Origin of the sequence: Pseudomonas cavernicola, from assembly GCF_003596405.1 — a bacterium.
GTDB classification, from domain to species: domain Bacteria; phylum Pseudomonadota; class Gammaproteobacteria; order Pseudomonadales; family Pseudomonadaceae; genus Aquipseudomonas; species Aquipseudomonas cavernicola.
In genome coordinates this window covers 652672-676573 of sequence record NZ_QYUR01000002.1, presented here as the reverse complement: position 1 = coordinate 676573, position 23902 = coordinate 652672, and the positions used below count along the sequence as shown (strand labels likewise).

Annotated in this window: 17 protein-coding genes and 2 pseudogenes; 13 read left to right on the top strand and 6 right to left on the bottom strand. The window is 62.1% G+C overall.

The genetic code is table 11. The annotated features are described in order from the left end of the window. The first annotated feature begins 14 nt into the window (after positions 1-14). The gene (locus D3879_RS03485; RefSeq protein ID WP_119952699.1) at positions 15-1016 is read left to right on the top strand and encodes an SCO family protein; all 1002 of its coding nucleotides are present in this window, start codon (positions 15-17) and stop codon (positions 1014-1016) included. A gap of 29 nt (positions 1017-1045) precedes the next feature. Continuing rightward, a complete protein-coding gene (locus D3879_RS03480) occupies positions 1046-1540 on the top strand; it encodes a hypothetical protein (RefSeq protein WP_119952698.1) in 495 nt (164 codons plus the stop codon). 540 nt (positions 1541-2080) lie between these two features. Here D3879_RS03480 and D3879_RS03475 read toward each other — a convergent pair. Both D3879_RS03475 and D3879_RS03470 read right to left on the bottom strand, forming a co-directional pair. After that, entirely contained in the window at positions 2081-2701 is a 621-nt protein-coding gene (locus D3879_RS03475) for an SCO family protein (protein ID WP_119952697.1), read from the bottom strand. Positions 2702-2741: 40 nt separating this feature from the next. Further along, on the bottom strand, positions 2742-4607 hold the full coding sequence (locus D3879_RS03470) for a multicopper oxidase family protein (protein WP_177412367.1): 1866 nt from the start codon (positions 4605-4607) through the stop codon (positions 2742-2744). Positions 4608-5374: 767 nt separating this feature from the next. On the opposite strand from D3879_RS03470, the gene D3879_RS03465 reads away from it, so the two are divergent. Continuing rightward, complete coding sequence (locus tag D3879_RS03465; RefSeq protein ID WP_238474199.1) at positions 5375-6292, top strand: c-type cytochrome domain-containing protein; 918 nt, start codon at positions 5375-5377, stop codon at positions 6290-6292. Positions 6293-6460: 168 nt separating this feature from the next. Here the strand turns inward: D3879_RS03465 and D3879_RS03460 are convergent, their stop codons facing one another. From D3879_RS03460 to D3879_RS03445, 4 genes are all read right to left on the bottom strand, one after another. Next, positions 6461-7087, bottom strand: a complete 627-nt coding sequence (locus tag D3879_RS03460; protein WP_119954873.1) for an SCO family protein — start codon at positions 7085-7087, stop codon at positions 6461-6463. Positions 7088-7129: 42 nt separating this feature from the next. Beyond that, positions 7130-9040 carry a multicopper oxidase family protein gene (locus D3879_RS03455; protein ID WP_119952695.1) on the bottom strand — a complete coding sequence of 637 codons (1911 nt, stop codon included), beginning with the start codon at positions 9038-9040 and terminating at the stop codon, positions 7130-7132. A gap of 380 nt (positions 9041-9420) precedes the next feature. Next, a complete protein-coding gene (locus D3879_RS03450) occupies positions 9421-10050 on the bottom strand; it encodes an SCO family protein (RefSeq protein ID WP_119952694.1) in 630 nt (209 codons plus the stop codon). A 40-nt stretch (positions 10051-10090) separates the two neighbouring features. Beyond that, positions 10091-11971 (bottom strand): multicopper oxidase family protein, encoded by a 1881-nt coding sequence (locus D3879_RS03445; protein ID WP_238474198.1) that lies wholly within the window; start codon positions 11969-11971, stop codon positions 10091-10093. Between the two features lie 1031 nt (positions 11972-13002). Here D3879_RS03445 and D3879_RS03440 point away from each other — a divergent pair. From D3879_RS03440 to D3879_RS03395, 10 genes and pseudogenes are all read left to right on the top strand, one after another. Beyond that, complete coding sequence (locus D3879_RS03440) at positions 13003-14379, top strand: L-serine ammonia-lyase (protein ID WP_119952693.1); 1377 nt, start codon at positions 13003-13005, stop codon at positions 14377-14379. Between the two features lie 21 nt (positions 14380-14400). Then, a pseudogene (gbdR, locus tag D3879_RS03435) lies at positions 14401-15372 on the top strand (choline metabolism transcriptional regulator GbdR); the annotation flags it as partial. Positions 15373-15865: 493 nt separating this feature from the next. After that, positions 15866-16993 (top strand): extracellular solute-binding protein, encoded by a 1128-nt coding sequence (locus D3879_RS03430; RefSeq protein WP_119952691.1) that lies wholly within the window; start codon positions 15866-15868, stop codon positions 16991-16993. A 66-nt stretch (positions 16994-17059) separates the two neighbouring features. Beyond that, on the top strand, positions 17060-17944 hold the full coding sequence (locus D3879_RS03425; RefSeq protein WP_238474197.1) for an ABC transporter permease: 885 nt from the start codon (positions 17060-17062) through the stop codon (positions 17942-17944). Beyond that, positions 17941-18738, top strand: coding sequence for an ABC transporter permease (locus D3879_RS03420; protein ID WP_119952689.1), 798 nt, complete (start codon positions 17941-17943; stop codon positions 18736-18738). Before D3879_RS03425 ends, D3879_RS03420 begins: the two co-directional genes overlap by 4 nt. A 40-nt stretch (positions 18739-18778) precedes the next feature. Continuing rightward, the gene (locus D3879_RS03415) at positions 18779-19867 is read left to right on the top strand and encodes an ABC transporter ATP-binding protein (RefSeq protein WP_119952688.1); all 1089 of its coding nucleotides are present in this window, start codon (positions 18779-18781) and stop codon (positions 19865-19867) included. A gap of 55 nt (positions 19868-19922) precedes the next feature. After that, on the top strand, positions 19923-20708 hold the full coding sequence (locus D3879_RS03410) for a creatininase (RefSeq protein ID WP_119952687.1): 786 nt from the start codon (positions 19923-19925) through the stop codon (positions 20706-20708). Positions 20709-20785: 77 nt separating this feature from the next. Then, positions 20786-22180, top strand: a complete 1395-nt coding sequence (gabP, locus tag D3879_RS03405; RefSeq protein ID WP_119952686.1) for a GABA permease — start codon at positions 20786-20788, stop codon at positions 22178-22180. Positions 22181-22328: 148 nt separating this feature from the next. Next, positions 22329-22418: pseudogene (locus D3879_RS27765) on the top strand (AraC family transcriptional regulator); the annotation flags it as partial. Positions 22419-22654: 236 nt separating this feature from the next. Beyond that, positions 22655-23866 carry a M24 family metallopeptidase gene (locus D3879_RS03395; RefSeq protein WP_119952684.1) on the top strand — a complete coding sequence of 404 codons (1212 nt, stop codon included), beginning with the start codon at positions 22655-22657 and terminating at the stop codon, positions 23864-23866. Positions 23867-23902 lie beyond the last annotated feature (36 nt).

Sequence of the window (23902 nt, the reverse complement as noted above, 5' to 3'; positions counted from 1 at the left end):
AAGGAGCGGGTACCATGCAAAGGCCCCAGTGGGCATGCATCACGGCAGCCTGCGTATGGCTCGCCGGCGCCGGGGCTCTTCTGTGGATCGGCCCCGCCCTTAGCGCGGAGCGATGGGGGGCAGACTATTTTCCCAATGTCCCCCTGGTCACGCAGGACGGGAAGAGGGTCCGCTTCTATGACGATCTGCTCAAGGGCAAGGCTGTGGTGATCAACGTGATCTACACCCACTGCCCGGACAAGTGCCCTCTCAGCACCGCAAAGCTGGCTCAGGTGCAGCGGTTGCTGGGCGACCGGGTGGGGAAAGAGATCTTCTTCTACTCGATCAGCATCGACCCCAAACGCGATACGCCAGCGGTGCTCAAGGCCTATGCAGAGAAGTTTCACGCGGGTCCCGGATGGCTGTTCCTCACCGGAAAGAAAGAAGACATCACCCTCGTGCAGAAGAAGCTGGGGTTGTGGTCGCGCACGGACGCCGACGACCCGGACGGCCACCTTTCCAGCCTCATGATCGGCAACGAGCCGACCGGCCAATGGATGCGGCAATCCGCTCTGGACAACCCACGCTTCCTCGCCATGAAGCTCAGCACGTTCCTGCTGGGTTGGCAAAATCGGCAGGAGGACATGGGCAAAAGTTACACGGCCGCCCCCCCGATCGAAGGGCTGGACGCAGGGGGCTATCTCTTCCGCAGCCGATGTTCCGCCTGCCACACCATCGGCAAAGGGGATGCCTTGGGGCCGGACCTGCTGGGTGTCACGAGCCGCCGCGACCAGGCGTGGCTCAGGCGGTTCATCAAGACGCCGGACGAGATGCTGGCGGAGCAGGACCCGATCGCCATGGACCTGTACGCCAGATACAACGCGGTGCGGATGCCCAACCTGCACCTGGGCGATGGCGATGTGGAGGCTCTGATCCAGTATCTCGAGGCGCAAAGCGCAGCCCACGAGCATCCGGAAGGGAAAGACTCGACGCCCCCGATGATGCCCCAGCCCATGAGCGACGCTCCGGGCTCATAGGAACTCCGAAAGGAGTCGAGGAGGCAAAAATGAACACCGGTCACCCGAGATTCACGTCTGCCCTCCTGGCGCTCGCCGGGATCGTGGGCAGCCTGATCTGGGAGAGCGCCTCTGCCGCTCCCTCACCAGCGCGCCAGACATCCCAGCTCATCGTCCCGATCGAGGGCACGTTGGACGGGGCTACGGAAAACATTGCCCTTAAGGGGCAGGCACGCATCAGGAGCACCATGTTCACCGATCCCGACTTTGACGGCCCGCCCGGTGTCATCCTTTCCATCGATTTCCTCAACGTGATCGGCGTCGGGCAATCGACAGGGGCAAGGTACTTCGCGCATGGCGAGAACACGGTGGTCCGGCCGCTCCGGCCTAGTGATCTGGTAGAGCTCACTTTCCCCATCACCCCGGTGAACGCCAACGCGACCGAATCGGCGCGCCCGGTGCTCGCGTCCTTCACCCTGACCTTCGATGTCGACAACGGACAGCTTAGGGCGGCTATCGCCAACTTCTCCACCCCTTCCTTCTAGGTGGCACATTGGCACTGCCGGAAAGGCGGAGCTTAACGCCTTGAAGCCGCTCTCCGGGGTCAAAGTGACCTCGTGTTCGCGCTCCCCCGAATTCGCGCACCAGCACCCTGCCAGGCGAAAGATGCACGGGGGTATGTCGAGATAAAGGAAAATTAGGACATCCGTTCTGTAACTGCTTGTCGGAAATGAAAAATTCAGCCGCAGACTGCCAGCCTCAACCTTCGGTTTCAGCCGGCTACATCCCCAAGCGCCTTGGCCGAGGTGCAGGGAAGAAATCAGGCTGTTTGATGCTTGATCTGCTTGACGACAGGATTCGCTTGCGCCCCGCCCGAGCGGCGCGCGGGCGCTTTTGCACGGCGCGTTAGGCGCCGGATAGGCTGAGCCTGACCGTCAACATAGGTTGGCGCTGAACGTAGGTTGGCGCTGAACGCAGTGATGCCCAACATGAAGTCGCCTCGCGACTCCCGGTATTCGGGTTTTCGCTTGGCAGCCCGGCCTTGCAGGCCGGTTGTTGGGCATCGCCTTTGGCTCAGCACCAACCTACGCCGCCGTATGCACGACGGATCTGTCCACATGATTGATAGTGGCCAGGATCTGCTCCGGCTCAGCCAGCGCGGGCGCCATGGTCCAGCGCTCGTAGGCGTCGTTGCCGATGCGCAGAATGCCGGAATGGTTGGCCTTATTGCCGTCGACCAGCGGGTCGGGACTGTAGAAGCCGAGGCTAAAGCGCAGTTGCTCGATGTCGGCGGGCTCGCCTGTCAAGAACAACCAGCCGGGCTCGATGTGGTGCCTCTCGACGTATTCCTTCAGGATCTGCGGCGTGTCCACCTCGGGCTGCAGGGTGATCGAATACATGAAGACGTCGCGGCCCACGCGCTCACCCAACAGCTTCTGCACCAGCCGCAGGTTCGCCGTCGTGGTTGGGCAAATCCCTGTGCACGAGGTGTACATCATGTTGATGGCGACCACTTTGCCGCGGACCAGATCATCATAGAACCTGACTGCCTTGCCTTCGTGGGTATACAGCGGCGTGTTCGGGAAGTAGCCGCCGTCCGCAGCGCCGCTACGAGCGCGCTGCGGTTCTTCGCTGGCCCCGCGCCAGGCGAGCACGCCGAGCGCGGCCGCGCTCATGCCGACTAAGAGATTTCTGCGAGTGTTCATTTGCAATCCTCCTGGCCTGTGAGCGTTGCTGGCGCCTCACTTAGCCGGTGCCGCTGCTGCCTCCGCCGCCGGGGCCCTGGTTGCCGCTTTGCGCCACGATGTCAAAGCGCAGCATCATCGCGTGGTCCTCGTGGATCAGGTTGTGGCAGTGCATGAGGTACTTCCCATTGAAGTCGCGGAAGCGGATGAATACCCGCACGGTCTCATCCTCGCCGAGCAAGTAAACGTCCTTGCGCCCCCGTTCGTGCAGCGGCACCGGCACGTTTTTCCCCTCCCTGGTCTTGCTGATGATGCGCCCCTCCTCGAAGTGGATATGGATCGGGTGTTGCCAGCCGTCGTCGTCATTGATCAGTTCCCACACCTCGGCGGCGCCTTGGGGGATCAGGGCGCTGGCGCGATTCACGTTGAACAGCCGGTCGTTAATCACCCACACCCCGCGGTCGTGGTCGAAATCCCAGCGGCGAACTCGCGCGGCGGCGATTTCGGCGAGACTGAGTGGCGGCAGCGGGCGCAGCGCAGCCGGTACCTGGCTCAGGTCCTGCTGTGGCGGGAAGCGGTCGACGATGAACTTGAGGATGCGCGGGCCATTACTCCCGATTCCAGTTCCATCAGGTCCGCGGGTGTTGTCCTGACGGAGCCGGTTGATCAGATAGAGTTCGGTACCGATCGGGTAGCGGGAAAAGTCCACCACTATGTCGGCGCGCTCCGCCACGGAAAAGCTGACCAGGGTCTGGTTCAGCAGCGGCGCCGGCAACAGGTTGCCGTCGTTGGCGATGTAGGTGAAGGTCTGCCGCACATTGCTCGCCGTCACCAGGGACAGGCCATAGAAACGGCTGGGCCCGACATTGAGCAGGCGGAAGCGATACTTGCGGGCCGCCACCCTGAGCACCGGTTCGATGTAACCGTTTACGCATACCTTGTCGCCGAGCACCCCATCGGGGTTGACCTGGTCGTAGAACAGGATGCCGTTGGCGTCGAAGCGCTTATCCGCAAAGCTCAACGGGTAGTCGTAAGGATGGCTCGGCAGCCGCAGGGCGCCGGGGGTTGGATCACGCTCGTTGCCCGAGTCGAGCGGGTCGAAAATAAAGTAGAAACCGAACAAGCCGCGCACTATGTTCGGCGAAGTGAAGTCCATGGTGTGGTCATGGTAGAACAGCGTGCCCAGGGCCTCGTTCGGATCGCCGATATGGTTCTGCAGCTGGTCGTAGCCGGCATAGATGTTCGGGTAGAAGTGGTCTTTGAATGCCCCAGGCGCGGTCAGGGTCGGGCCCGCCTTGTTCGCACTGTAGTAGTCGCCCGCGAAGCCATCGCTCTCCGACGGCGTATGCAAGTTGTGCAGGTGGGTGGAGATCTCCGGCGTGCCGAAACCGACATGATTCTGCGGCAGTTGGTTGCGTATGCGGCAGAGGATCGGCCGGCCATAGCGCGCGAAGATCGTCGGGCCCGGGCTGGTCGCACCCGGCGTGGTGCCTTCGTAACCCCAGATGCGCTGCGGCGGATAGGCCGGATGGAACACCCAATCGGGGCGCTCCTTGGCCTTCAGCTCGTACAGTAGCGGTGCGCCGAGCACTCCGGTGAGCTCGGCGAAACGTTGGTGCGGCGCTCGCCCCGCTTCGCCGTTCGCAGTATTCGCCGCCACGGTGGGGCTCGGGTTCAGGGCGGCGACCGCTTGGAGCGGCGTGATCGCGTTGGGCAGTGTCACCAGCCACGGCGTGGTGGGCGGGCTCGGGGGGAATACCGGGGGCTCTGGATCATCATCGGCGACAGCGCTGCGTCCGTTCAGCAGTAGCGGCGTCAGCATGGCGGCAGCGCCGAGCTTAAGGAACGAGCGCCGGGCCTCGACATCGGCTGAGTCTTGCGGGTTCGGCAGTTGACCTTTCCTGTGTCTCAAGTCTGTAGGTTTCATGGCGGTGCTTCTCTCACGCGGCTTGCTCCTCGCTAACTGCCGCCCGGCACCTGGCAGGGTGGCAAAACGTCAGCTCCGTGTTCGAACCAGGCGTTCGGCGATCGGGCATTGGGATAACGCCCACAGCCGAACGCCTCTGAATCGCTTTCGCTTATCAGCGCTCAGTCGTAAGTGGTTCTGGGCGTTGACGACACCGAACAAACGGTCGGTATGGAGTTGCCGGGCGGGGGTAGGCTGATAGGCCGCGAAAGCGCCGGTTGGCGGCGGCGCCAGCATGCGAGTGCGTTGCTCGCTGTCCATGATTTTCTCCGTCGTTGTGTTGACGCTGGCACCGGGCGTCGTGCCCTTGCCTATTCAACACAACGCTCTGCAAAACGTCGAAATCCTCCTTGGAACTGAACTATGTTGCTAAAGGTGTCGATGACCAGTTTAGATCAGAACCGTTCTTGATAAGTATGCAAATAACTGTTCTGCCAGAGGTTCAATAGATTGTTATGGCTCATTGATATCAGCTGTTAAGCCTGTGGGCTATGGCAGGTACTCCGAGGCTGGGCCTCTCCGCCAGCTGTGCTGTTGCTGAATAACGCTCTCTTTCCGTATGCGCTAGAGCTACACCTTGGCGGCCTTGTAGTAGCTCGCTTGCAGCGCCCGGAAATGAATGTGGGAGCGAGCATCGCGAGCGATGCTTTTCTGCCATGCCCGCTCGCTCCTACAAGAGCCAAGCCGTTATTTGCGAGTGCGCGAGCGCGCCTGAGGCGGGTGTGCGGATGAACCAGAACCTGTACCGAATGACGTCGTTGTACCTGCTGCCGGTGTTGCTCGCTGCGCCCACGGGCCACGCCGAGGAAGTGACCTATGCGGATCTCGCGGCGCTTGTGCAAACGCGCTGCGTGCTCTGCCATAGCGGGCCAGCGGCGCCGCTGGGACTCAAGCTCGACAGTCTCGACAACCTGCTGGCCGGCAGCCAAAACGGCCCGGTGGTCAAGGCCGGTAATCCGGCCGAGAGTGAGCTGATCCGCCGGCTCAAAGGCCTCAGCCTGCCGCGCATGCCGATGACCGGGCCACCGTTTCTCACTGAGCAGGAGATCGACCTGTTCGAGCGCTGGGTGGCTGCCGGGTTGCCGCACGGTGCGCCACCTCCGGCGGCTGCCGTGGCCCGTGCGGAGCTGCGAGCGCAGCCGGGTGAACCGGTCAGCTATGCCCGTGTTGCGCCGATCTTTGCCCAGCGCTGTGCCAAATGCCACGCCGAGGGGCGGGCGCCCGAGGGCTATGTGCTGACCTCCTACCAGGCGACGGTTTCCCGCGCCGAGCGCGCGCGGGTGGTGCCGGGTTTTGCCGAGGCCAGCGAGCTGGTGCGGCGTATTCGCGGGCAGGCGCTGCCGCGCATGCCACACGATGGACCGCCGTATCTGGATGATGCGGAAATCGCCTTGATCAGCGCCTGGATCAACCAGGGCGCGCGGGATGCGCAAGGCAATGCCGCGCCCAGCCCGAGCGGCGCGCGGGTGCGTTTGCACGGCAGGCTCGGTGCCGGCTGGACGCTGGATGGGTTGAGGCTGATCGTCGACTCGGCCACCCGCGTGGATAACGCCCCGGTCGCGGGGGACTATGTGCAAGTGCGTGGTCGCATCGCGGCTGACGGCAGTGTGGTTGCAGAGCGCATCAAACCGCGCGCCCTGGACTAGCCACCGCTCGCTTTCAAGGCTATGTACCAGTTGAATGTTGAATCGGGCCGTAGCCTTTTGTAGGGTGGGTTAGTCGCGTAGCGGCATAACCCACCAGTGGTGCCGTCAAGCACCGCCGCGTGCAGGCCGGCTGGTGGGTTACGCCTACGGCTAACCCACCCTACAGCCCTAAGCGCTGTGCACCCTGGATCTGTCCACATGATTGATGGTGGCGAGGATCTGCTTGGGCGTGGCCAGTGCGGGCGCCATGGTCCAGCGCTGGTAGGCGTCGTTGCCGACGCGCAGCATGCCGGAGTGGGACGCCTTGTTGCCGTCGACCAGCGGGTCGGGGTCGTAGAAGCCGAGGCTATAGCGCAACTGCTCGATGTTGGCGGGCGCGCCGGTCAAGAACAACCAGCCCGGCTCGATATGGTGCAACTCGACGTATTCCCTCAGGTTCTGCGGCGTGTCCAGCTCGGGCTGCAGGGTGATCGAGTACATGAAGACGTCGCGCCCCAGGCGTTGGCCCAACAGCTGCTGCACCAGCCGCAGGTTCGCCGTCGCGGTCGGGCAAATCCCCGCGCAGGATGCATACATCATGTTGATGGCGACCACTTTGCCGCGGATCAAGTCGTCGTAGAAGCTGACCGCCTTGCCTTCGTGGGTATAGAGCAGCGTGTTCGGCAAGCGACCGCCAGCGGCGGCCGCGCTGCGAAGGCGTTGCGGTGCTTCGCCGACCTCGCGCCAGGCAGCCCAGCCGAGCGCGGCGGCGCCGAGGGCGCCGATGCCGGCCAATAGATCTCTGCGAGTGTTCATCTGCATTCCTCCAGGCTCATGAGCGTCGTTGCCGCGCAGCATTCAGTCGTCATCGTCATCGTCATCGTCATTGTCCACGTCCACGTCCACGTCCACGTCCACGTCCTCGCCCACGTCCACGTCCTCCTCGCCCTCGCCCACGATGTCCCAGCGCACCATCATCGCGTGATCTTCATGGATCACGTTGTGACAGTGCATGACGTACTTGCCTTTGAAATCGCGGAAGCGCAGCAGCACCCGCATGGCCATGGTTTTTTCCAGCACGAAGACGTCCTTGCGGCCGCGCTCGTGCAGCGGCACTGGCACCTCTATCTCATCGACGGTCTTGCTGAGGATGATGCCTTCCTCGAAGTGGATGTGGATGGGATGGGACCAGCCGCCGGCGTCATCCACCAATTCCCAGACCTCGGCGTCGCCTTGCTTGATCTTGGCCCGCGGGTTGTCCACGTCGAACAGCTGCTGGTTAACCACCCACAGGCCATTCTTGCGATCGAACTCCCAGCGCCGCACCGGTAATTTATCGATTTCCTCATCGGTGGGTAGCTCCGGCAAGTCCCGCAGCTTGTCCGGCACCTGGCTCATGTCCTGCTCCGGCGGGTCGCGGTCGACGATGAACTTGAGCACGCGGGTGCCTGGCGCCTTCACGTCCTTGGGCCCACGGGTGCTGAGCTGGCGGATCCGGTTGACCAGGTAGAGCTCGGTGCCGATCTGATACTTGGAAAAGTCCACCACTATGTCGCCGCGCTCGGCCACGCCGAGCCGCACCTTGGTCTGGTTGCGCAGCGTTTCCGGCAACAGGTTGCCGTCGTTGGCAATGTAGTCGAAGCGCTGCACGACGTTGCCCGGGGTGACCAGATAGAACTCGTAGAAGCGGCTGGTCCCGCTGTTGAGCAGGCGCAGGCGATATTTGCGGCGATCCACGCGCAACACCGGTTCGATCTTGCCGTTGACCACCACCTTGTCGCCGAGCACGCCTTCGGCATGGAGCTGGTCGAAGAACAGCTGGCCGTCCGGGAGCGGGGTGAATCGCCGGTCGCCGAAGGCCAGCGGGTAGTCGTAGGGATGGCTCGGCAGCCGCAGCCCGTTGGGATCGCGTTCGTCGCCCGAGTCGAGGTCGTCGAACAACAGGTAAAACCCCACCAGGCCTCGGTAGACGTTCGGCGCGGTGAAATCCAGGGTGTGGTCATGGAAGAACAGAGTGCCCAGGGCCTCGTTCGGATCGCCGAGAGGGGTTTTCTGCTCGTCGTAACCGGCATAGATGTTGGGGTAGAAGTGGTCCTTGAATTCCCCTGGCGCAGTTAGGGTCGGGCCGGCCAGATTCGGGCTGTAGAAATCGCCCGGGAAGCCGTCGCTCTCCGAGGGCGTATGCAGATTGTGCAGGTGGGTGGAGATCTCCGGGCTGCCGAAGCCGACGTGATCCTGCGGCAGTTCGTTGTGGATGCGGCAGAGGATCGGCTTGCCATAACGCGCGAAGATGGTGGCGGGCACGGTCGCGTTCGGTGTGGCGCTGCGGTAAGCCCAGACGGTCTGGTTGGGCAGGTCCGGATGGGTCACCCATGCGGGATTCTCCACGGCACTTAACTCATAGAGTTGCGGCGCTCCGAACCTTGCGATGAGCTCGGCGTAACGCTGGTGCGGCGCTCGCCCGGCTTCGCCGCCTGCGATATTTGCGTCCACAGTGGGACTCGGGGTTAGCGGGGTTATTAGTGGGTCGAGCGGCGCGATCGGCACGATCTGCCTGGGCAGTTCCTCCAGCCAGGGCCTGGTGGTCGGGCTGGGGGGGAAGATCGGCTGGGGCGTGGTGACCCACTCCACGGCAGCGCTGTTGCGTGCTCGCAGGAGCAGCGGCGCCGCCATTGCCGCGGCGGATAATTTGAGGAATGAGCGTCTTGCTTCGCCGTCGGGTAAATCCTTGGAACGCTTCGACCTGGATTTCCAAGCCTTGCTTTTCATGGGGCATACCTACCCCCAGCTGCCAATTTGCGCTGCCAACTCCCCATGAATGCTTGGTTCATGGCGGTTGCCCTCCCCAGCGCTAGCTTGACGGTGACTGTCCCGCGGCTCGTTCTTCGATGCCGCTCAAAACGTCAATGATTAGACTAAAGTCCAAGACCTAGGAATCGTAAAGTTGAAAGCGACGCTAACCCGTCGCTTTCGTCGGATTTAATTACGCACTGATCCCGAGCCGCCTTAAGTCATCAAGTGTAGGGTGGGTTAGTCGCGTAGCGGCGTAACCCACCAGCGGTGTCAGCAACAGACACCGCCCACAACGGTGCCGCAGAGCAGCGCCGCGTGCGGTTCGGGTGGTGGGTTACGCCTACGGCTAACCCACCCTACGCCGTATGCACGACGCTATTGTCGACATGATTGATGGCGGCAAAGATCTGTTCGGGAACTGAGCGCGCCGCAGCCATGGTCCAGCGGTTGTTGCGGTCATTACCGATCCGGACCATGCCGGTATGGCTCGCTTTGTTGCCGTCGACCAGCGGATCGACATCGTAGAAGCCGAGGCGCCGGCGCAGCAGTTCGATGTCGGCGGGCGCACCGGTCAAGAACGACCAGCCTGGGCCGACGTGATGCTGCTCGGCGTAGGCCTTGAGGATCTGTGGCGTATCCAGCTCCGGCTGCAGTGAGATCGAGTACATGAAGACGTCACGCCCGGCGCGCTCGCCCAACAGCTTCTGCACGCCCCGCAGGTTCGCCGTCATGGTCGGGCAAAAGCCGCCACAGAGTGTGTACATCATGTTGAAGGCGACCACTTTGCCGCGAATCAGGTCGTCGTAGACCTTCACCGGTTTGCCTTCGTGGGTGTAGAGCGTGATGTTCGGGAAATAGCTGGCGCCAGTTGTATCGGCGCCAGCCGGCTGAGCTTCGAGCCGGCGGGTGTCGCTGCCGGTGCGCCAGGCGACAACGCCGAGCGCGGCGGCGCCGAGGCCGACCAAGAGATTTCTGCGAGTGTTCATCTGCATACCTCCAGCGTCACGGATGGGGTTGGCGCGCACATCAGACGATGTCGAAGCGCAGCATCATCGCGTGATCCTCGTGGATCAGGTTGTGACAGTGCATGACGTATTTCCCTTTGAAGTCGCGGAAGCGCAAGAGCACCCGAATGGTCTCGGGTCCGCGGAGCATGAAGACGTCCTTGCGGCCTTGCTCGTGTGCCGGGATCGGGACGTTTTTCCCCTCAAAATTCCGGCTGAGGATGCGTCCCTCCTCGAAGTGGATGTGGATCGGGTGGATCCAGCCGTTGTCGATATTCACCAGCTCCCATACCTCGTACTCGCCTTGGCGGATCTGGGCGCGCGGGGTTTGCACGTCGACCAGCTGATCGTTAATCGTCCACAAGCCACCACTGCGGTTAAACACCCAGCGGCGAACCGGAAATGCCGCGATTTCTGCAGCAGTGGGTAGCGGCGGCAGCGGGCGAAGCGCGCTCGGCACCACGCTGACATCCGCCGCGGTGCGGTCGACGATGATCTTCAGCAGTTGGGTGCCCGGCGCCTTTACGGCTCCAGGCTTGCGCGTAGTGATCTGCTCGAGGCGGTTGACGATGTACAGCTCGGTGCCGATCGGATACCTGGAAAAGTCCACGACGATATCCGCGCGTTCGGCCACGCCGATGCGCACCCTGGCCTGGTTCAGCAGCGGCGCCGGCAACAGGTTGCCGTCGTTGGCGATGTAGGTGAAGGTCTGCACGACGCCGTTGGCCCGCGCCAGATACAGCTCGTAATTACGGCTCGGGCCGATATTCAGCAGGCGCAGGCGATACTTGCGTTTGGCGACGCGCAACACCGGCTCGATCTTGCCATTGACTATCACCTTGTCGCCGAGCACCCCCTCGGGATTGAACTGGTCGTAGAACAGCCGGCCGTTGGCGTCGAAGCGCCGATCGCCAAAGCTCAGGGTGTAATCGTAGGGATGGCTCGGCAGCCGCAGCCCGCTGCTTTGCGGGCCCTCGTCGCCCGAGTCGAGGTTGTCGAACAACAGGTAAAAGCCGAACAAGCCGCGGACGTTGTTCGGCGCGGTGAAGTCCAGGGTGTGGTCGTGAAACCACAGCGTGCCGAGGGCCTCGTTCGGATCGCCGAGGGGGGTTTTCTGCTGGTCGTAGCCGGCATAGATGTTGGGGTAGAAGTGGTCTTTCCATTTCCCCGGCGCGCTCAGGGTCGGCCCGGCCTTGGTCGGGCTGAAGTAGTCGCCGGGGAAGCCATCGCTCTCCGATGGCGCATGCAGATTGTGCAGGTGCACGGAGATCTCGGGCGAGCCGAAGCCGGTGTGATTCTGCGGCAGCCGATTGCGGAAGCGGCAGAGGATGGGCTGGCCATAACGGGCGAAGAACACCGGACTGAATTGGCTCTTATCCGGGTTGTCGCTTTCGAAGACCCAGACCGGCTGTTTCGGATAGTCCGGATGGAACTGCCAATCGGGCCGCTCCACGGCATTCAGCGCGTAAACAGTCTGTGTCACGCCAACCGCGTCAAGGAGTTCGTCATGGCGCTGGTGCGCGCCCCGGCCGCACTCTTCTTCGCCCGCAGTATTCGCCGTCACGCTGGGGGCCGGGGTTAGCGGGTTGAGCTGGTCGAGCGGGGCGAGTGGCGTGATCGCGTCGGGTAGCCTCTCCTGCCACGGCTTGGTCGGCGGGCTGGGGGGGAACACCGGCGGGCTTGCGTCATCATCATCGTCCCCGGCCGTGCTGATACGCGCCCGCAGCAGGAGCGGCGCCGCCATCGCGGCTGCGCCGAGCTTCAGGAAGGAGCGCCGGCCGGCGCCGTCGGCTTCGTCCAATGGGGCGGGCGAGAGGGGTTTCCAGCCACTCGCCTGGATGGATATCCCCCACGTGCCCGCTTGCAGTTTGCCTTTCCAGTTAGCCAAGAGTTTTGATTTCATGGCAGCTCTTCTCCTTGGTAGTGCATTCCTCAGTGCTGGCTGCGGCCATGCTTAATTCATGGCTGCAAAAAACCCCTCCGTATTTGAACGAAGAAGATTGAATGACAGGGATTTGGGGTAACGCCTCAGCTGATCGCGGCTGAGTGGCTTGCGCCTACTCAGTGGTCAAGGACAGGTGGTTTTACCCGCGATGACAGCGCGCCAGAGGACGGCGTTGCTGGTCAGATCGACGGCGGGCCATGCAGTTGGGGTGAAAAACTCGCAGGCGGGAAAAGCACGACCACTCCGTAGATGAACGATGCTTTGTCCATGATCTTCTCCCTAGCGATAGACCTGACATAGGACGCAACGCCCTCTCCTGCGCCGCATTCCCCGCCACCGGTCACACACACACCTACAGTCAGACTTAAGTTCTGCTGAGCAAGGCTGTCAATGTGCCGGCACTTTTCTTCTTGAAATATTTTTATCTATCTAAATAGATGTAATTAAAAAGATATTTTTTTGACGATATTGAACTATCAGTAGGGCGGCCTGGCTGTTTCAGCCTTCCGGCACAGCTTTCGGCCAGGCGTGACGCCTGCGTTGTCCCTCATGCCGCCGCCTGTCTTGGGCGTGCTGGCCTAGCCGTTCTCTTCAGTCATGTCGCAAGCGCCCGCAGCGTGACGTACCTAGTGGCCTGTGTGGCTAGTTCCATTAGTCAATTTCGGCGCCTGAAGCCCCGATACTGCGTTGCCGCTCCTCGTCATAGCCCAGCTATGACTCGTCACGGCGCCTTGTCTCGGGACTCCAGGCATCCGAACTTGAGTTAACCAACTAGCCGTACAGGCCACTAGCCATTGGCTGCCCCGTGCCAGCCAGCCCCGCTCTGGCAAAGGGCTAAGCGCTCGAATCGACACGCAAGATGAGGCCGGCACGGCGGCGAGTATGAACACGTTTGGGTCGAGGTTAGACAGCTTTGCCCTTGCTAGCCGGCTGACAATCCAACGCAAGGCGCGCTTCATCCTGGCGCCAGTTCAGCTCAGGAAACCGGCATGGCCATCAGCGTATTCGACCTGTTCAAGATTGGTATCGGCCCCTCTAGCTCGCACACGGTGGGGCCGATGCGCGCCGCCGCGCTGTTCGTGCAGGGGCTGCGCGAGCGCGGCGTGTTGGCGCAGGTGCGCCGCGTTGAGGTGCGCCTGTATGGCTCGCTGTCCGCCACCGGGGTCGGGCACGGCAGCGACAACGCGGTGATCATGGGGCTGATGGGCGAATGGCCGGACGCCATCGACCCGGCGCAGATCGGCCCACGCATCGCCGCCCTGCGCGCGAGCCAGTGCCTGCTGCTCGATGGCCACTTCGAGGTGCCGTTCGACTGGGCGCGCGACCTGCTGCTGCTCGACGAAAACCTGCCCTACCACCCGAACGCCATGACCCTGATCGTCGAAGGCGCGAGCGGCGAGCTGCACCGCGACACCTACTACTCGGTCGGCGGTGGCTTCGTGGTGGATGCCGCCCAGGCCGCCAGCGGCTCGTTGGATCAGGACCAGACCCAGCTGCCGTACGACTTCTCCAGCGCCGCCGAACTGCTGCGTCTGTGCCAGGAACATGGCCTGCGGGTGTCCGAACTGATGCTGGCCAACGAAAAGGCCTGGCGCAGCGAAGCGGAAATCCGCCAAGGCCTGATGCGTCTGTGGCAGGCCATGCGCGACTGCGTCGAGCAGGGCCTCAAGCATGAAGGCGTGCTGCCGGGCGGGCTCAACGTCAAACGCCGCGCCGCCAAGCTGCACCGCAGCCTGCAGGAGCTGGGCAAGCCCAACGTGATCGGCACGACCCTCAGCGGCATGGAATGGGTCAACCTGTTCGCCCTGGCGGTGAACGAAGAAAACGCCGCCGGTGGGCGAATGGTCACGGCGCCGACCAACGGCGCGGCGGGGATCATCCCGGCGGTGCTGCATTATTACGTGCGCTTCAGCCCGGCGGTGAGCGAGGCGGACGTGATCGATTACTTCCTTGCCGCCGCAGCGGTGGGCATCCTCTGCAAGAAAAACGCCTCGATCTCCGGCGCCGAAGTCGGCTGTCAGGGCGAGGTCGGTTCGGCCTGCGCGATGGCCGCCGCCGGCCTGGCGGAAATCCTCGGTGCCACCCCGGGACAGCTGGAGAACGCCGCCGAGATCGGCCTGGAGCACAACCTCGGGCTGACCTGCGACCCGGTCGGCGGGCTGGTGCAGGTGCCGTGCATCGAGCGTAACGCGATAGCGGCGGTGAAGGCGATCAACGCGGCGCAGATGGCCCTGCGTGGCGACGGCGAACACTTCATCTCGTTGGATCGGGTGATCCGTACCATGCGCGACACCGGCGCCGACATGCACGACAAGTACAAGGAAACCTCGCGCGGCGGTCTGGCCGTCAGTGCCATCGAGTGCTGAGCCGAGCGGAGGAGCAGCGCCATGGCTACTGAATACACCCGGCATGCGCCACACACGCGTGCGCTCGAGTCCATCGGCTTTCTGCTGGTCAACAACTTCACGCTGATGGCCATGGCCTCCGCCGTGGAACCCCTGCGCCTGGCCAACCAGTTGTCCGGGCAGGAGCTGTACCGCTGGCACACCCTGACCCTGGATGGGCGCCCGGTGTGGGCCAGCAACGGCCTGCAGATTTCACCCAGTGCCGCCAGCAGCACGGCTCCGGCGATGGATGCGCTAATTGTCTGTGGCGGCAAGGGTATCCAACGCAGTTGCACCGCGGAACAGGCGGCCTGGCTCAGGGCGCAGGCCGAGCAGGGGTTGCATCTGGGCGGTTTGTGTTCCGGCAGTTGGGCCCTGGCCGCTGCCGGCCTGCTCGATGGCTACGACTGCAGTGTCGACTGGGAATACCTGCTGGAAATGCAGGAGGGCTTCCCGCAGGTCGCGATCAGCCCACAATTGTTCGTGATCGACCGTGATCGTTACACCGCCTCGGGTGGCACGGCGCCGCTGGACATGATGTTGCGCCTGATCGGCCACGGGCATGGGCCTGAACTGGTGGCGCAGATCTGCGAAACCCTGGCCTTCGAACACCTGCGCAATGAGCAGGGACACCAACGCCTGCCGCTCAAACACATCCTCGGCAACTCGCAACCGAAGCTGCAGGAAGTGGTGGCGCTGATGGAGAGCAACCTGCGCGAGCCCCTCAGTCTCGATGAGCTGGCCGACTATTTGTGCGTTTCACGGCGGCAGCTGGAGCGGCTGTTCCAGAAGTACCTGTATTGCACACCCTCGCGCTATTACCTGAAGTTGCGACTGATCCGCGCCCGGCAGCTGCTCAAGCAGACCGCGTTGCCGATGGTGCAGGTGGCGGTGGACTGCGGCTTCGTTTCGGCTCAGCACTTTTCTAAGTGCTACCGCGAACTTTTTGCCGTGTCGCCGACCGAAGAGCGGCTGCACCGCTGCCGCTCGAATCCCCTGCCGCTGCATTGATGGCATAGCTTTCCGTTCTATCGAAGGCTCACCTGTTGCCCTTCAGATGAGAGGCGATGGATGGGCCACGACACGCCGCCAATCGCCCGCGCAGAAGCGTTCGCGCTCGCCTCTTTTTCGTCCCTGAAACCTGCAAGAAAAACGGCTCACCCGACACCTTGGTGTCGGCGCTTTGGCGTGCCTGAAGCGGGCAAAAACAGTTGGGCGGATCTGGCCAACTTCGGGTCGCACACGTACAAAAGTTGCTCCTGGGGATCTGCTGAAATGCTCTCCAGGGGCGCGCCAATGCTGCATCCCGTCGGGTACCTTCGACTAACGTAAAAGATGTCGCAGCCGGCCTTTGCGGGAGGGGGAATTCCCTCCCCGCATCCACCGCTGACGCGCCAGGGCAGAGAAGAAAGCAAGAGGCAAGGACAGAAGGACAGAAGCACCTTTCCATCACCGAGGAGAGAAAATAATGAAAAATCGCATCGACCTTTCGCGCCGGACATTTCTCCAGACCACGGGCATTCTGGCGGGTAGCGCGGCCCTTTCTAGCTTCCTACCCTTGAGAAGCTTTGCCGCAGAGGAAAAAGAGCTGGTCATCCTGGCATGGGCCGGGCATGCCGAGCCGGACATAGTCGCCGACTTCGAGCGCCAGCACGGGATCAAGGTCAGGGCCAAGTATTACACCGGCGGTGACAACATGCTCGGGCTGATCTCGCAGTCCCCACCCGGCACCTTCGACTTGATCCTGTCTGACGCCGAATACGTGCAGCAACTCAACGCCGCCGGCTACATCGAGCGACTCGACCCAGCCGACTACCCCTTCGACGACTTCTTCCCCGAATTCCAGCGCTTCCCCGGGCACTGGCAGGACAACGAACTGTATTCGGTCCTGATCCGCTTCGGCTTTCTCGGCATCGCCTACAACACCCAGCTTGTTTCCGAAGCCAAGGTGCGCAGCTATAACGTGTTCTGGGACGAAAGCCTCAAGGGCAAGGTCGGGCATTTCGACTGGCACCTGCCGAATCTGGGACAGATCAGCCTGCTGAGCGGCAATTCGCGTCCGTACGACATCGACGAGGCGCACTGGCAAGCCGTCAAGCAGAAGATGATGAGCCTACGCCCGCAGATCGGCGGATTCTTCGATTACGGCGGAACCTTTTCATCGCTGAAGAACGGTCAGATCCATGCGATGTGCGGCATCGGCGACTGGATCACCGGTGTCCTGCAGCGCGCCGGCGCCCCGGTGAAGACCGTGGTGCCGGAGGAAGGTGGATTGCAATGGACTGAGTCCTACTGCATCGCCAAGAAGGCGAGCAGCCCCGAACTGGCGAAGAAGTTCATCCAGTACATCACCTCGCCGGAAGGTCAGGTCAAGTCGGCGAAGATGGCCGCCTATCCGGCTCTGATCCCGAGCAAGAAAGGTTGGGAACTGTTGAGCCAGGCTGATCCCGCCGAAGCGAAGCGCCAAAGCATGGTGCTCGGCCAGCGCAACGTCATGGATGACATCCGGGATGGCCGCATCAAGTACCGCGAGCTTCCGGTCCAGCAGAGTCTGGAGGAGTGGAACGACTTCTGGTCGGAATACAAGGGCGCCTGACGAAAAAACGCGGGAGTGGTCGTAATGGTCTCACGCAAGATATATGCCCCGCCGATCAGTGCTGACATGAGTGGCTCTAAGCCGCTCGCGCAGGCATATGGCGGCAAGAAAACATTCCGCTTGCCTTGGTACGGCCTCAGTTTCTCGATGCCGATCCTGATCTGGCAGCTGATCTTCTTCGTCTTTCCGTTGGTGTTCCTGGTCGCGATCAGCTTCTGGGTCGTGCGCAATTTCCGGATGGTGCCGACGTTCGAGTGGCTGAACTGGAGCTACATGCTCAGCCGCGGGTTCTTCTGGGACGCCTATTTGCACACCCTCGGGATGGCCGCGGGTGCAACGGTGTTGGTCAGTATGGTGGCCTTTCCCTGCGCCTACACGATCGCCTTCAAGTTCCGCGAATCGGCTAAGCAGCTGATAGTGCTGCTGCTGATCACGCCGTTCTTCACCAGCTACCTAGTGCGCACCTATTCGTGGCAGGTGTTCCTCAGCGACAACGGCATCCTCAACGCCGCGCTCGGCCTGCTCGGGCTGGGGCCGATTCCAATGCTGAACACCGCGTTCGGCACCTATGTCGGCTACTTCACGCTGTGCCTGCCGCTGGTGGTGCTACTGCAGCTGTTCAGCCTGATGTACATCGACCGCTCGCTGATCGAGGCGGCGCACAACCTCGGCTGCGGACGACTGCGAACGGTGTTCCAGGTGGTGGTGCCGTCGGCGCGGATCGGCATAGTCGTCGCGGCGCTGTTCTGCTTCATCCTAACCTTCGGCGACTTTGTCAGCCCACTCTACCTGGGCGGTGGCCAGCCGCCGACCTTGAGCACGCTGATCACCGACACCACCAAGTCCGGTCAGCAATGGCCACGCGCGGCAGTGATTGCAACGATGATGATCGTGACGCTGCTGATCACGGCCTTCGGATCAGTCCGCTTCGCTTACCGGAGGCGCGCATGAACGAGAATCGCCTGATCAACCTGTTGCTGCGCAGTTACGTCGTGCTGGTGTTCATCTTCATCTTCACGCCGATCGCCGGCAGCTTCGTGTTCTCATTCAACATCGACCGCTTCCCGTCCCTGCCGCTGGGCGGCTTCAGCCTGCACTGGTACGAGACGATCGCCGCCGACCCGGCGGTGTGGCAGGCATTCAGGAACAGCCTGATGGTGGGTGTGGTGGTGTCGCTGGTGTCGACCCTGCTCGGCTTCACTGCGGCCTACACCGATTTCCGCTACCACTTCTTCGGCAAGCCGATATACATGGCGCTCGCACTGCTGCCGCCGACCATCCCAGTCGTGATCATGGGGCTGGCGATGCTGGCTTTCCTGTCGCGGATCGGGCTTTCCGGCGAGATCCACTCGGTGATAGTCAGCCACATCGTGATGTGCGCGCCGTTCGCGATGGCGGTGATCCGGATGCGCTTGGCGCAGATGGATCCCAACATCGAGGCGGCGGCGTGGAACCTTGGCGCCAGTCAATGGAAGGCCATGCGCTTTGTGATCCTGCCGTTCGCGGCACCGAGCATCTTCGCCGCGCTGTTCGTGACCATGGCCGTTTCCTTCGACGAGTTCGCCGTCGCCTGGTTCGTGTCAGGGCTCAACGAGACGGTGCCGGTACGCATCCTCAATACGCTGCAAGGGCAGGTGAGCCCGACCATCAACGCGATCGGCACGATCGTCTTCATCACGACGATGACCTTGGTAATCCTCGCGCAGGTGCTGCTGATGCGGCGGCAGAAGCCGGCGAGCGCCTGAGGCGACCCTGACAAACACCCGAATCGGAAGGATTTCAGCCATGACTCAACCGCTGGTGGTATTCGACAATGTGGTCAAGCACTTCGGCAGCTACCTAGCCGTCGAGCGCATGAACCTCGAGATCTACAAGGGCGAGTTCGTCGCGATCATGGGCTCGAGCGGCTGCGGCAAGACCACGACGCTGCGCATGCTCGCCGGCCTCGACAAGCCGAGCGAAGGCGAGATACGCCTCAACGGCGAGCGGATCAATGACCTCTACTCCTGGGAGCGGGAGACGCCGCTGGTCTGGCAGAACCTGGCGCTGTTCCCGTTTCTCAACGTGCTCGAGAACGTCGAGTTCGGTCTGCGGATGCGCGGTATGGCCAAGGCCGAGCGGCGCAAGAAGGCGCTGCATTGGCTCGAGCGGCTCGGGCTTGAGGAGTTCGCCGCGCGCGACATCAGCCAGCTCTCCGGCGGCCAGCGCCAACGCGTGGCGCTGGCGCGCTCGCTGGTTACCGAGCCGCCGATCCTGCTGCTCGACGAGCCGCTGAGCGCACTCGACGCCAACCTGAGCGTGCGCATGCAGAGCGTGTTGACCGGGCTGCAGAAGGATCTTGGCATCACCTTCGTCTACGTCACCCACAGTCAGTCCGAAGCCTTCGCGATGGCCGATCGCGTGGTGATCATGAGCCGGGGCCGGGTCGAACAGATTGGCTCGCCGCAGGAGGTTTTCCTCGAGCCGCACAACCGCTTCGTCGCCGAGTTCGTCGGCGGCAAGAACATCCTCACCGGTACCGTCACCGGCTTCGACGATGCGGGCTTGGTCCATGTCGGCTCGGAGCACGGCGAGTTCCAGGCGCGTCTGCCGGACGGTAAGTCGGTCGCCCCCGGCGATCTGGTCACCGTCTGCCTGAGCGCCGAGCATATCGACCTCACCGCGCAGCCTGGCCGGCCCAACCGGCTGGCCTGCACCGTGGTCGGTGAAGAGTTCATCGGCTCGATGGTCAACATCCACCTCGAAGCCGGCGGCGGGCTCGAGCTGCAGGTGCAGAAACCGCATGCCGATTACGACCGGCTCGGCCTGCACGGCGGACAGCAGATCTTCGCCGAGTGGGACGGCGCGCGTGCGCTGATCCTGCGCGGCGAGTGAGCATCAGATCCCGGTCGGCACTCCGGCCGGACCCGGAAATGTTGGAGAAATATCGATGAGCAAGAGTGTTTTCATAGGTGAGCTGACCTGGAAGGAGTACGAAGCCAAGGTCGCCGAGGGTAACTGCGTGGCGATGCTGCCGGTCGGCGCGCTCGAGCAGCATGGCCACCACATGTGCATGAACGTCGATGTGCTGCTGCCCACCGCGGTGTGCCAGCGGGTCGCCGAGCGCATCGGCGCGCTGGTGCTGCCGGGGATCCAGTACGGCTACAAGTCGCAGCAGAAGTCCGGTGGCGGCAACCACTTCCCCGGCACCACCAGCCTCGACGGCGCCACCCTGACGCACACGGTCCAGGACATCATCCGCGAGCTCGCGCGCCATGGCGTGCGCCGCCTGGTGATGATGAACGGCCACTACGAGAACTCGATGTTCATAGTCGAAGGCATCGATCTGGCCTTGCGCGAGTTGCGCTACGCCGGGGTGGACGATTTCAAGGTCGTGGCGCTCTCGTACTGGGACTTCGTCCGCGATCCCCAGGTGATCGGGCGTCTGTATCCGGACGGTTTCCTGGGCTGGGATATCGAGCACGGCGGCGTCTTCGAGACTTCGCTGATGCTGGCCCTGTACCCCCAGCTGGTCGATCTGGACAAGGTCGTGGACCATCCGCCCGCCACCTTTCCGCCTTACGACGTGTTCCCGGTCATTCCCGAGCGCACCCCGGCGCCGGGCACGCTGTCTTCGGCGAAAACGGCCAGCCGCGAGAAGGGCGAGCTGATCCTGAGCGTCTGTGTCTCCGGCATCAGCGCCGCAGTACGGGAGGCGTTTGATTTAGCAACATAAAGAGCACCCCTGAGGCCCGAAATAACAACCCACAGCTGATCCTTCACCCTCCTAGTAGAATAAAAAGGGTAAATATCATGTCCAACAGCTCCACTTTGGCCCCAGGCCTCAAGCAGCGTCATGTCACCATGCTTTCCATTGCCGGCGCCATCGGTGCCGGCCTATTCATCGGCTCAGGGCACGCCATCGCATCCGCCGGTCCCGCGGCGATTCTGGCTTACATTTTTTCCGGTACGCTGGTCGTTCTGGTCATGCGCATGCTGGGAGAAATGGCTGTAGCCTCACCCGATACCGGATCATTTTCGACCTATGCCGAGCGTGCGATGGGACGCAGCGCGGGCTTTACCATCGGCTGGCTGTACTGGTGGTTCTGGGTATTGGTCATTCCTATCGAAGCCATCGCCGCCGCCGCTATCTTGCACGCCTGGTTCCCTGCGGTGCAGACGTGGGAGTTTGCAATCGCGGTCACCGGTCTATTGACGGTAACCAACCTGTTCAGCGTGGCTCGTTACGGGGAGTTCGAGTTCTGGTTCGCCATGCTCAAAGTCATTGCCGTATTGGGCTTCATCGCCATCGGCGGGCTCGCCCTGGCGGGCGCATTGCCGGGTAGAGAGGTGAGTGGTGTCATGCAGTTAAGCAACGCGTTTGGTGGTTTCATGCCCAATGGCATGACGGCTGTCATCGGCGCGATGCTCATCACCGTATTCAGCTTCATGGGCACGGAAATCGTCACGATTGCAGCGGCCGAATCCCAGAACCCCGCCAAGCAGATCATCCGCGCGACAAACTCGGTCGTCTGGCGAATGGGGATTTTCTATATTGTCTCGGTATTCCTCATCATCTCCATCGTCCCCTGGAACGACCCCCTGCTTGGGGAGGTGGGTTCTTATCAGCGAGCGCTTGAGCTGATGAACGTTCCACAGGCGAAGATGATTGTCGATATCGTTGTACTGATAGCGGTGGCCAGCTGCCTCAACTCAGCCATCTATACAGCCTCGCGCATGGTCTACTCCCTGAGCAAGCGCGGGGATGGCCCTCAAGTGCTGCAGAAAACTTCATCGTCCGGGGTGCCATATGTTGCGGTACTGGCGAGCACAGCCGTCGGTTTTCTGACCACAGCGCTCAATTACTTCGCGCCCAACGAAGTGTTCTCCTTCCTGCTGGCCAGTTCGGGAGCTGTCGCACTGCTGGTGTACCTCGTCATTGCTGTTTCCCAGCTCAAACTTCGCAAGAAATTGAATGAATCGGGACAGCCCATTGCATTCAAGATGTGGTTTTACCCATGGCTCAGCTATCTGGTTATTTTCTGTATCTTGAGCATTCTGGTCGTTATGCTGATTTTGCCAGAGCATCGTATGGAAGTGATCGCTACCGGTGCGCTCACACTGTCCATCGTATGTACGGGCTCAATCTTCAACGCCAAGAAAAGTACCGTGCAAACCATTGAAGTGGCTTCAACGGAAAGCGTTTGACGCTAGGCCCACCTGGCGCCGTCTATCGCTCACCTCTTTACGGCCTGCTCCCAGAGCAGGCCGGCTTTTTCCTTCCCCCCTCCGTCAGTGCTCCTGGCGCGCCTGTTCCACCCTTCCAAACGGCATGGACCCACGTCAGGTGATGCAGGTGGCGGCTGAGTGCGGCTTCATTTCAACCCAGCACTTCTCCAAGCGCTACCGCGAACAATATGGCGTGCCGCCCAAAGATGAGCGAGTGCACCGCCGCCGTATGAATTCCCCGCCGCTGCATTGAGAGCATCACTGACGCGTCACCCATCCGGCCTCGAGATCTTTCGGGGCCGGTTTTTTTTGCCCTGGTGTCCACTATTCGGATCTAACCAACTTCGGGTCGCAAACGTACAAAAGTTGCTCCCGGGTATCTGCTGCAATGCTCTCCAGGGGCCGGCCAAAAGCGGCATACCGAAACGCTCACAATGACAAGGAATACAGATCATGCAAATGCCAAAAACGCTGCAAATCCAGAATGGCGAGAAAGTCCAACCGACCTTCTCCGAGCAGGAATACGCCGAGCGTCAGGCCAAGCTGCGCGCCTACATGGCGGCCCAGGACATTGACGCTGCGGTCTTCACCTCGTACCACAACGTCAACTACTACAGCGATTTCCTCTACTGCTCCTTCGGCCGTCCCTATGCGTTGGTGGTCACCCAGGACAAGGTGGTGTCGATCAGCGCCAACATCGACGGTGGCCAGCCCTGGCGCCGCACCGTCGGCACCGAAAACATCGTCTACACCGACTGGCAGCGCGACAACTACTTCGTCGCCATCCAGCAGGCGCTGCCGAAGGCGGGGCGCATCGGTATCGAGTTCGATCACCTGAACCTGCAGAACCACGAGAAGCTCGCCGCGCGTTATCCGCAGGCGCAGCTGGTCGACATCGCCGCACCGTGCATGCGCATGCGCATGATCAAGTCGGCGGAAGAGCAGGTGATGATTCGCCACGGCGCGCGGATTGCCGATATCGGTGGCGCGGCGGTGGTCGAAGCATTGCGCGATCAGGTGCCGGAGTATGAAGTGGCGCTGCACGCCACCCAGGCGATGGTGCGGGAAATCGCCCGAACCTTCCCGAATGGCGAGTTGATGGACACCTGGACCTGGTTCCAGTCCGGCATCAACACCGACGGCGCGCATAATCCGGTGACCAGCCGCAAGGTCAACAAGGGCGACATCCTCAGCCTTAACTGCTTCCCGATGATCGCCGGTTACTACACTGCGCTGGAGCGCACGTTGTTCCTCGACCATTGCTCGGATGAGCACCTGCGCCTGTGGAACGTCAACGTCGAGGTGCACGAGGCCGGCCTCAAGCTGATCAAGCCCGGCGCGCGCTGCTGCGACATCGCCCGCGAGCTGAATGAGATCTTCCTCAAGCACGACCTTCTGAAATACCGCACCTTCGGCTACGGCCACTCGTTCGGCACGCTCAGCCACTACTACGGCCGCGAGGCGGGTCTGGAGCTGCGCGAGGATATCGACACGGTTCTCGAGCCGGGCATGGTGGTGTCCATTGAGCCGATGATCATGCTGCCCGAAGGCCTGCCGGGTGCCGGCGGTTATCGCGAGCATGACATTCTGATCGTTAAAGAGAATGGCGCCGAGAACATCACCAAGTTCCCCTACGGGCCGGAGAAAAACATTATCCGTAAATAAGTCCGTGCGCAGCGCATTACGCCTGAATATTTGCTG